This window comes from Mycobacterium sp. NPDC003449 (assembly GCF_053588415.1).
In genome coordinates, this window is record NZ_JBSFPX010000244.1 from 1 (window position 1) to 9,310 (window position 9,310).

Consider the following 9,310-nt stretch of genomic DNA (forward strand, 5'->3'; position numbering starts at 1 on the left):
GCGCCCTGCGAATAGCCGCCGAGCACGATCTGGGTGTCCGGGCACGAGGACAGCGTGGACTTGATGTGGTCGATCGCGTCTTTGGCGCCGTCACCACCGTGCAGCTGCAGCTTGCTGGCCTTGTAATCCACCGCGTAGGTGGCGATGTCCAGGCCGGCGGCCTGCTTGCGCAGGGAATCGACGAAGGCATCGCCGACCTTGCCCATACCGGCCGGTTCGTCGGTGCCGCGCGCGAAGACGACCTCGACATCGTGGCAGTCGGCGGCCGACGCCACCGGCGGCGCGGTCAGTGCGGCGAGCGGGACGCCCGAGATGAGAAGTGCAGCAGCGCCAAGCCCGACCCAGCGACCACCTGACCGCGCACTGCCCGTCGAGGGGCTGGGCATGCGGCGAGACAACATGCCTAAATCTAACCCGTATCCAGGCCGAATGAATCCCGCATTACCTCACACCGTGGGCGGAGTAACAAGAATGCAGGTCAGGGATTGTTCCCTGACCTGCATTTTCTTGTGGAGCTGCCGGGAATTGAACCCGGGTCCTACGGCATGTCCTCGAGGCTTCTCCGTGCGCAGTCCGCTATGCCTCTACTCGGATCTCCTGATCACGCGAACAAGTCAGGATGACGATCCCAGTCGCTGTTTGATGTCCCCACGGATTCCGCGACCGAACCCGTGGGTGGGTCCCTCTAGCTGATGCCAGGGTCCGGGCCGAGGGCGCTCCCGGTCTGACAGACCAGCCGTCGCTTAGGCAGCGAGGGCGTAGTCGCGCTGATTGGAATCGGCGCTTAATTGGTTGCAACGACGCTTACGGTGGTCTCTTGCCTGCACCGGCACGCTTCCCTTGATTCGATGCGCGAAGTCGAAACCGTTCAGCCCCTCGCACACCTGCCGACTCTCGGCAGGACAATCAATGGTACGCCAGCGTCAACGGTGAACGCCAAGCCATTATTTCGTCGGCATTTTCGTGTCGGTCGTGCTCGCCGAGCGACCGCCGACGTACGCAATCTACGGCGTGTCGACCAGCAGACCCGCACGCTCGCGGTGCAGGGGGAACAGCTAGGCCATGCCCTTGGCGCGGCGGCCCAGCTCGCGGGTGATCTCCCGGTCGGCGTCGCGCTTGGCCAGATCCTGGCGTTTGTCGTGGGCCTGCTTACCGCGGGCCAGCGCCAACTCCACCTTGACCTTGCCATCCGCGAAATACATCGACAGCGGCACCAGCGTGAGATTACCGTCGCGGATCTTGCCGATCAGGTTGTCGATCTCCCTGCGGTGCAGCAGCAGCTTGCGGTTGCGCCGCGGCGCGTGGTTGGTCCAGGTCCCGTGGTGGTACTCGGCGATGTGCACATTGCGCAACCAGATCTCGCCGTCGTCGACCGTGGCGAACGCATCGGCCAGCGACGCCTGCCCGTCGCGCAGGCTCTTCACCTCGGTGCCCATCAGCGCGATACCCGCCTCGAAGGTGTCGAGGATCGTGTAGTTGTGGCGGGCCTTGCGGTTGCTGGCCACCACCCTGTTGTTGCTCGCGACGTTGCCGGCCGCGGCGTTCGACTTCTTGCTCACCACACCCTCGACTACCTGCGTACGTAGAGCCGGAGCGTGACATAGGAGGTCAACCCGGCCATCGCGACACCGACGAACAAGAGGATAGGCGAGATGTAGAGGATGTCGGCGTAGTCGATCCTGGCGATCAGATTCGCTTGATAGAACTGGTCGAGCGCCTTCTCCAGGAACACCGCCCGCACCACGATCAGCCCGATGATCGCGATGACGACACCGATCAGCGCCGCCAACACGGCCTCCACCAGGAACGGCAGCTGGGTATACCAGCGGGTCGCGCCGACCAGCCGCATGATGCCGATCTCGGTGCGCCGCGTATACGCGGCCACCTGCACCATATTGGCGATCAGCAGCACCGCACCGATCGCCTGGACCAGGGCCACCGCGAACGCCGCGCTGGACAAGCCGTCGAGCACCGCGAACAGCCGGTCGATCAGGTCCTTCTGATTGAGCACATTGAGCACACCGGGCTGCCCGGCCATCGCCTTGTCGAACTCCTCGTGCTGCTCGGGGTTGTCGAGCTTGACGACGAACGAAGCCGGAAAGGCGTCCTTACCCGCGACATCCTTGTACTGCGGGAACTTCTTGATCGCATCGTCGTAGGCCTGCTCGCGGTTGAGGAACCGCAGCGAGCGCACGTCGTCGCGTTCGTCGATCTGGCGGTAGAGGGCCTTGCACGGATCGGAGTCGCAGGTGGGGTCGTTGGCCGAGATGTCGTCGGTCAGAAACACCTGGCTCTCGACCCGGTCGAGGTAGATGTCGCGGGACTGGTCGGCCAGCCGCACCACCAGCAGGCCACCACCGAACAGCCCGATGGAGATGGCGGTGGTCAGGATCATCGCCACCGTCATGGTGACGTTGCGGCGAAACCCCGTCAGGACTTCATTGATAAGAAAGCCGAAGCGCACTTAGCGATCCATTCCGTAGACGCCGCGCTGTTCATCACGGATCAGCCGGCCGAGTTCGAGTTCGACGACCCGCTGGCGCATGGAGTCGACGATGTGATGGTCGTGGGTGGCCATCACCACCGTGGTCCCGGTGCGGTTGATCCGCTCGAGAAGGTCCATGATGTCCTTGCTGGTCTCCGGGTCGAGGTTGCCGGTGGGCTCGTCGGCGATCAGGACCAGCGGACGGTTGACGAAGGCCCTGGCGATCGCGACGCGCTGCTGCTCACCACCCGACAGCTCGCTCGGCAGCCGGTTCGCCTTGCCCGACAGGCCGACCATCTCCAGAACGTCGGGCACGACGCGGTTGATCACATCGCCGCGCTTACCGATCACCTCGAGCGCGAACGCCACGTTCTCGAACACGGTCTTCTGCTGCAGCAGCAGGAAGTCCTGGAAGACGCAGCCGATGACCTGCCGCAGGCCCGGGATGTGGCGGTCGCGCAGCTTGTTGACATGGAACTTGGAAACCCGGATGTCGCCGGTCGTCGGATGCTCGGCGGCCAGCAGCAGCCGCATGAAGGTGGATTTGCCCGATCCCGACGGACCGATCAGGAAGACGAACTCACCCTTGTCGATGTTCAACGAGACATCGTCGAGCGCTGGGCGGGCTGACGACTTGTAGTGCTTCGTCACGCGGTCGAGGGTGATCATCACGGCACGCCAGTGTAGCGGTGCGGACGCGTCGGTCGGTTCAGGCCAGCCGACCAGCGCTAACGCGCCGGATCGAGCGCGGCCGGTGCGGGCACGGGTTGCGACTCCTCGGCCGGCGGCTGTGGCGCGGCGCCCGGCAGCGGTGGCAGGGTGATCGGCGGCAACAGGCCCGGCCCGTCCGGATCGATCACCCGCGGTTCCGCCGGGACGGAGCTGGACGTGGTCGCCGGGCTCGTCGACTCCTCGCTGGTCCCGGATTCGGTCGTCTCCGGGGTCGTCGTGGTGGTCTCCGGAGTGCTGGTGGTGGTCTCCGGGGTCGTCGTGGTGGTGGTGGGAGTCGTCGTCGGTGTCCGCTGCACATTGGTGCGCGGCACCCAGGTGTAGCCGGGGTCGGGGACGAATCCGGGCGGCACCACCTGTCCCGGCGTCTCGGCGGGCGTCGACTCCGGCGCATAGGTGTTCTGAACCCACGACAGCGCCACGAACACGATGACGAGCACCACGGTGGACGTGCGGGCCCGGCCCAGCCGGCTGCGCCACAGCCGCGGCACCGCGTCCCTGACGGCCTGCAGGTCGGGCTTCACTTCTTGCGCTCCTCGTCCGCGGCCTTCTGCAACTCCGCGGCCTGCAGCTCGGCCGCGGCGGCCGGGTGCACGATGTCACCCGCCGCGGCGACCGAGGCGTCCGACGAGGTCGCGACACCCGCACGGCGCAGCGCACGCACCACCCGCACCCGCAGCCGCCGCCCCACCTCGAACTGCTTGCCGGGCAGGGTGCGCGCCACCATCCGCATGTTGACCGTGTCCACCCCGATGCTCTCCACGCCCATCAGCTGCGGTTTGTCCAACACCAGCTTGGAGAGCTCGGGATCCTCGGCGGCCTTCTCGGCCACCTCGTCGAGCACGTCGTTGACCAGGTTGAGGTCGGCGGTGACCGGGACCGGGATGTCGATGACGGACCGTGCCCAGTCCTTGGACAGGTTGAGCGATTTGACGATCTGGCCGTTGGGGACGGTGTACATCTCGCCCTCGCTGGACCGCAGCTTGGTCACCCGCAGGGTGACGTCCTCGACCGTGCCCTCGGCGTCGTTGCTCGCTCCGAGCGTCAGCCGGACCAGGTCACCGAAGCCGTACTGCTTCTCGGTGATGATGAAGAACCCGGCGAGCAGGTCCTGCACGATTCGCTGGGCACCGAAACCCAGGGCCGCGCCGAGCACCGCGGCCGGCGCGACCAGGGAGGCCACCGGTACCGCGAGCAGATCGGTGACCTCGACCAGCACGATGACGAACAGGACCGCCACCGTGACCCAGGAGATCACCGAGGCGAGCGCCTGCCGGTGCTTGGCGCTCTCCGAGCGCACCAGCTGATCGCTTTCCTCATACTCGACGTCGATACGGCGCACGACCTTCTGCGCCGCCCAGTTGATGAAGCGCGCGGCCAGCAGCCCGCCGATCAGCAGCAGCGCGATCCGCAGGCCCTTGGTCAGGATCCAGATCCCGATCTCGCCGTGCCAGAAGTCATGCCAGCGCTGGGCCATCGGAAAGGCCAGGACCGAGTAGGTAGAGGCGGCGGCCGCTGCGCTGATCGTCATCGGCTACTCGTCATCGCTACTCGTCGTCTCTGCTGTTGCGCCACCGGATGCCGGCCTCAAGGAAGCCGTCGAGGTCGCCGTCCAACACCGCGGCCGGGTTACCGACCTCGAACTCGGTGCGCAGATCCTTGACCATCTGATACGGCTGCAGCACGTAGGACCGCATCTGGGTGCCCCACGAGCTGCCGCCGTCGCCCTTGAGCGCATCCATCTCGGCGCGCTCCTCCTGCCGCTTGCGTTCCAGCAGCTTGGCCTGCAGCACCCGCATCGCCGACACCTTGTTCTGCAGCTGAGACTTCTCGTTCTGGCAGGTCACCACGATCCCGGTCGGGACGTGGGTGAGCCGGACCGCGGAGTCGGTGGTGTTGACCGACTGTCCGCCCGGTCCACTGGACCGGTAGACGTCGACGCGCACATCGCCCTCGGGGATCTCGATGTGGTCGGTGGTCTCCACCACCGGAAGCACCTCGACGTCGGCGAACGACGTCTGGCGCCGGCTCTGGTTGTCGAACGGGCTGATCCGCACCAACCGGTGCGTGCCCTGCTCGACCGACAGCGTGCCGTAGGCGTAGGGCGCGTGGACCGCGAACGTCGCGCTCTTGATGCCGGCTTCCTCGGCGTAGGAGGTGTCGAACACCTCGACCGGGTAGTCGTGCTGTTCGGCCCAGCGGACATACATCCGCATCAGCATCTCGGCCCAGTCCGCGGCGTCGACGCCGCCGGCGCCGGACCGGATGGTGACGACGGCCTCGCGCTCGTCGTACTCGCCGGACAGCAGGGTGCGGACCTCCAGCGCCTCGATGTCCTCGCGCAGCTTGGTGAGCTCGGTGTCGGCCTCGGCGAGGGCATCGCTGCCCTCCTCGCCACCTTCCTCGGCGGCCAGTTCGAACAGCACCGGCAGGTCGTCGACGCGCTGGCGCAGCTCCTCGACCCGGCGCAACTCGCCCTGCGCGTGGGACAGCTCGCTGGTCACCTTCTGGGCCCTGGTCTGGTCGTCCCACAGGTTCGGGTCGGACGCCTCCTGCTCGAGCTTGTCGATCCGGCCGCGCAGACCGTCCACATCGAGCACCCGCTCCACCGTGGTCAGGGTGGCGTCGAGCGCGGCTACATCGGTTTGACGGTCAGGATCCACAAAGGTTGAGGGTACCTGTGGAGATCGAGAGCAGTTCTTCCTGACCGGCGGCAGCGCGGCGGATCCACGTTTAGCATCGGGGTTGTACCCAGCCCAACCGCGTCGCGACAGCCCCTTGCGCGTGGTCGGATCTAGCGATCGATGAGTAAGGCACTACATGCCCAATATGCGCCCGTACCACGTGGCGATCGTCGGCTCAGGACCCTCCGGATTCTTTGCCGCCGCATCGCTGTTGAAGTTTGCCGATTCCCCCGACGCCGACCGCGAAGTGCGCGTCGACATGCTCGAGATGCTGCCCACTCCGTGGGGGCTGGTCCGGTCCGGGGTGGCCCCCGACCATCCGAAGATCAAATCGATCAGCGCCCAGTTCGAGAAGACCGCGGCCGATCCGCGGTTCCGGTTCTTCGGCAACATCGCCGTCGGCGAGCACGTGCAGGCCGCGGACCTGGCACAGCGCTACGACGCGGTCGTCTACGCGATCGGCGCCCAGTCCGATCGGTCGCTGCGCATCCCCGGCGAGGATCTGCCCGGCAGCGTCGCCGCGGTCGACTTCGTCGGCTGGTACAACGCCCACCCACATTTCGGCGCGATCGCACCCAATCTGTCCGGGGGCCGGGCGGTGGTGGTCGGCAACGGCAATGTCGCGCTTGACGTGGCCCGGATCCTGGTCAGCGATCCGCAGGCGCTGGCCGGCACCGACATCGCCGACCACGCCCTGGCCTCGCTGGATGCCAGGGGGGTCGAGGAGGTGCTCGTCGTCGGGCGCCGCGGACCGCTTCAGGCCCCGTTCACCACCCTCGAACTGCGCGAACTCGGCGATATGGAAGGCCTCGGCGACGTCGAAGTCGTCCTCGACCCGGCCGATTTCGCCGATATCACCGACGAGGACCTGGAAGCGGCAGGCAAGACCGTCAAGCAGAACATCAAGGTGTTACGCGGCTACCTCACCCCCGATCCGGATCGGAAAGCCAAACGCCGCATCGTGTTCCGGTTCTGCACCTCGCCGATCGAGCTTCGCGGCGACGGCAGGGTGGAGTCGATCGTGCTGGGCCGCAACGAACTCGTCCGCGACGCCGACGGCAGGGTGGCCGCCAAGGACACCGGCGAACGCGAGGAGCTGCCGGTGCAGCTGGTGGTGCGGGCGGTCGGGTATCGCGGTGTACCGACGCCGGGTCTGCCGTTCGACGAGCGGTCCGGCACCATCCCGCACACCCACGGCCGGATCGACGGGCGCAGAAACGAATACGTGGTGGGCTGGATCAAACGGGGCCCCTCGGGGGTGATCGGCAGCAACAAGAAGGACTCCCAGGACACCGTCGACACCCTGCTGGCCGATCTCGGTGGCGCCGAGCCGGCCGAGGACAGCGCCGACCGCTCCGACGATCTCGCGGCGTGGCTGCTGCACCATCAGCCCGCACTGGTCACCGGCGATCACTGGCAGTTGATCGACTCCCATGAACGCGCCGCCGGGCAGGCACTGGGACGGCCCCGGGTCAAGCTGACCAGCGTGGCCGACCTGTTACGCATCGGGCACGGCTGACGACGGGTCCCTGTGACTCCTGCGGCGGTGATCCACACCGAGCGACTCACCCGTCGCTTCGGCCGCCGCCGCGGAATCACCGATGTCACGGTGCACGTCGACCGCGGTGAGGTCTTCGGGTTCCTCGGCCCCAACGGCGCGGGCAAGTCGACCACGATCCGCCTGCTGCTCGGGTTGTACCGCCCCACCTCGGGACGGGCCGTCGTGTGCGGTCACGACCCGTACCGAAACAGCCTGCAGGTGCACCAGCGGATCGGTTACCTGCCCGGCGAACTCGCGCTCTACCCGCGGCTGACCGGCCGCCAGATTTTCGACCGGCTGTCGGCGATCCGCGGCCATACCGACCACCGCTACCGCGACCGGCTCGTCGAACGATTCGACATGGAACTGGACCGGCCCATCCACACCCTGTCCAAGGGCAACGCGCAGAAGATCGGACTGTTGCTGGCCTTCGCCCACCGGCCCGAACTCCTGGTGCTCGACGAGCCGACCTCCGGCCTCGACCCGCTGCTGCAGGACGAATTCGCCCGCCTGGTGCAGGAAACGGCCGACGACGGACGCACGGTCTTTCTCTCCTCGCACGACCTCGACGAGGTCCAACGCCTCGTCGACCGGCTGGCCATCATCAAGGACGGCCGCATCATCGTCACCGACACCGTCGAACACCTGCGCGCGAACGCCCCAAGGACCGTCGAGTTCCGGTTCGCCAAACCCGTTGCGCCCGAGCCGTTCCGCGAGTTGCACGGGGTCGACGTGCTGGCCGGTCAAACCCACCACATCCGGCTCTCGGTGACCGGGCCGATCGGACCACTGCTGCGGGTGGCGGACCGCTTCGACCCGGTCGACCTGACCGCCCGGCCCGCCGACCTCGACGAGCTGTTCCTGCGCTACTACCGCAGCGAGGGCAATGACGGTGAGCGTTGACATCGCCCGGCTCGACCTGAGGCTGCGGCGCCGGCTGATCATCGGCAACACCGTCGGCATGACCGTGTACGGGCTGGTCGTGGTGGCCATCTATCCGTCGTTCAAGGACGCCACCAATCTCAACGCGCTCACCGAGAACGGCTCGGCCATCGCGGCGCTGTTCGGTGCCACCGGAACCATCACATCGCCGCCCGGCTGGCTCAACGCCAACCTCTACGCGAACTTCGTCCCGCTGTTCGTCCTGCTGGCCACCATCGGCTACGGCGCGTCGTGCATCGCGGGTCAGGACGAGGACCGCACGCTCGGCCTGATCGCCGCCCTGCCGTTGCGTCGCCGCACCATCGCCGTGGGCAAGCTCGTGGCGCTGGTCGCGCAGGCCGTGACCGTGCCGATCGCCACCGCGCTGTGCGTGCTGGTCGGGCGACGGTTCGACCTGACGATCGCGGCGGGCCCACTGCTCGGGGTGACCGTCGGTGTCACGCTGCTCGGCCTGGTCTTCGGCACACTGGCGATGCTGATCGGCGCGGTGACCGGCAGCCGCGGGCTGGCCATCGGGCTGGCGTCGGCGGCGGCCGCGGTCAGTTATCTGATCAGTTCCCTGGCCCCATTGGTGCATTGGCTGCGGCCGGCCCGTTACCTGTCGCCGTTCTTCTACGGGGTCGGCGACGGCCAGCTGCAGAACGGCCTGTCAGCGGCCTGGGCCGCGATTCTGGTGGCGGCCGCGCTGGTCTTCGCGGCCGCGGCGGTCCTGGCGTTCAGCCGCCTGGATATTCGCTGACCGGGGGTTCGGGCGGGGCGAACGTCCATTTGTCCGGGTTCTTGGGCGAATACACCACCGGGTGCAGCGCCCCCATGGCCGGCCAGTCGTTCACATCGACCGCCATCCGCTGGTACACCACGTGTTCGTTGACCGTCGGCCCGTTGATCACGCCCGTGATGGTGACGAACTGCTCCCCCTCCACATCGGGC

At 67.2% G+C, this 9,310-nt stretch carries 10 protein-coding genes, 1 other RNA gene and 1 pseudogene; 3 read left to right on the forward strand and 9 right to left on the reverse strand.

Going from position 1 to position 9,310, the window contains the following annotated elements; genetic code table 11:
- The 8 genes from ACWDTP_RS34950 to prfB form a co-directional block, all read right to left on the reverse strand.
- Positions 1–386: cutinase family protein (locus tag ACWDTP_RS34950; protein WP_450027804.1), on the reverse strand; the 386-nt coding region annotated here is incomplete at its 3' end.
- A gap of 121 nt (positions 387–507) precedes the next feature.
- Positions 508–876, reverse strand: a transfer-messenger RNA (tmRNA) gene (gene ssrA / locus ACWDTP_RS34955).
- 179 nt (positions 877–1,055) lie between these two features.
- Complete coding sequence (gene smpB, locus ACWDTP_RS34960; protein ID WP_450027805.1) at positions 1,056–1,562, reverse strand: SsrA-binding protein SmpB; 507 nt, start codon at positions 1,560–1,562, stop codon at positions 1,056–1,058.
- 8 nt (positions 1,563–1,570) lie between these two features.
- Complete coding sequence (gene ftsX / locus ACWDTP_RS34965) at positions 1,571–2,464, reverse strand: permease-like cell division protein FtsX (RefSeq protein ID WP_450027806.1); 894 nt, start codon at positions 2,462–2,464, stop codon at positions 1,571–1,573.
- Positions 2,465–3,154 (reverse strand): cell division ATP-binding protein FtsE, encoded by a 690-nt coding sequence (gene ftsE, locus ACWDTP_RS34970; RefSeq protein WP_450027812.1) that lies wholly within the window; start codon positions 3,152–3,154, stop codon positions 2,465–2,467.
- 59 nt (positions 3,155–3,213) lie between these two features.
- Complete coding sequence (locus ACWDTP_RS34975; protein WP_450027807.1) at positions 3,214–3,738, reverse strand: hypothetical protein; 525 nt, start codon at positions 3,736–3,738, stop codon at positions 3,214–3,216.
- Positions 3,735–4,745 carry a mechanosensitive ion channel family protein gene (locus ACWDTP_RS34980; RefSeq protein ID WP_450027808.1) on the reverse strand — a complete coding sequence of 337 codons (1,011 nt, stop codon included), beginning with the start codon at positions 4,743–4,745 and terminating at the stop codon, positions 3,735–3,737. Before ACWDTP_RS34980 ends, ACWDTP_RS34975 begins: the two co-directional genes overlap by 4 nt.
- A gap of 16 nt (positions 4,746–4,761) precedes the next feature.
- A complete protein-coding gene (gene prfB, locus ACWDTP_RS34985; protein ID WP_450027809.1) occupies positions 4,762–5,877 on the reverse strand; it encodes a peptide chain release factor 2 in 1,116 nt (371 codons plus the stop codon).
- A 166-nt stretch (positions 5,878–6,043) separates the two neighbouring features.
- Between prfB and ACWDTP_RS34990 the strand changes: the two genes are divergently transcribed.
- The 3 genes from ACWDTP_RS34990 to ACWDTP_RS35000 are packed head-to-tail and all read left to right on the forward strand — an operon-like array spanning position 6,044 to position 9,119.
- Positions 6,044–7,417, forward strand: a complete 1,374-nt coding sequence (locus ACWDTP_RS34990) for an FAD-dependent oxidoreductase (RefSeq protein ID WP_450027813.1) — start codon at positions 6,044–6,046, stop codon at positions 7,415–7,417.
- Positions 7,418–7,429: 12 nt separating this feature from the next.
- Positions 7,430–8,341, forward strand: a complete 912-nt coding sequence (locus tag ACWDTP_RS34995) for an ABC transporter ATP-binding protein (RefSeq protein ID WP_450027810.1) — start codon at positions 7,430–7,432, stop codon at positions 8,339–8,341.
- Complete coding sequence (locus tag ACWDTP_RS35000) at positions 8,325–9,119, forward strand: ABC transporter permease (RefSeq protein ID WP_450027811.1); 795 nt, start codon at positions 8,325–8,327, stop codon at positions 9,117–9,119. The genes ACWDTP_RS34995 and ACWDTP_RS35000 overlap by 17 nt, the downstream gene beginning before the upstream one ends.
- On the opposite strand, the pseudogene ACWDTP_RS35005 reads toward ACWDTP_RS35000, so the two are convergent.
- Positions 9,097–9,310 (reverse strand): annotated as a pseudogene (locus ACWDTP_RS35005) (hypothetical protein); the annotation flags it as partial. The gene ACWDTP_RS35000 and the pseudogene ACWDTP_RS35005 sit on opposite strands and share 23 nt — an antisense overlap.

Excerpts from the sequence above, each read along its gene's own strand:
- ACWDTP_RS35000 (WP_450027811.1), top strand. The coding sequence starts at position 8,325 with ATGACGGTGAGCGTTGACATCGCCCGGCTCGACCTGAGGCTGCGGCGC.
- ftsE (WP_450027812.1), bottom strand. The coding sequence starts at position 3,154 with ATGATCACCCTCGACCGCGTGACGAAGCACTACAAGTCGTCAGCCCGC.
- ACWDTP_RS34980 (WP_450027808.1), bottom strand. The coding sequence starts at position 4,745 with ATGACGATCAGCGCAGCGGCCGCCGCCTCTACCTACTCGGTCCTGGCC.
- ACWDTP_RS34990 (WP_450027813.1), top strand. The coding sequence starts at position 6,044 with ATGCGCCCGTACCACGTGGCGATCGTCGGCTCAGGACCCTCCGGATTC.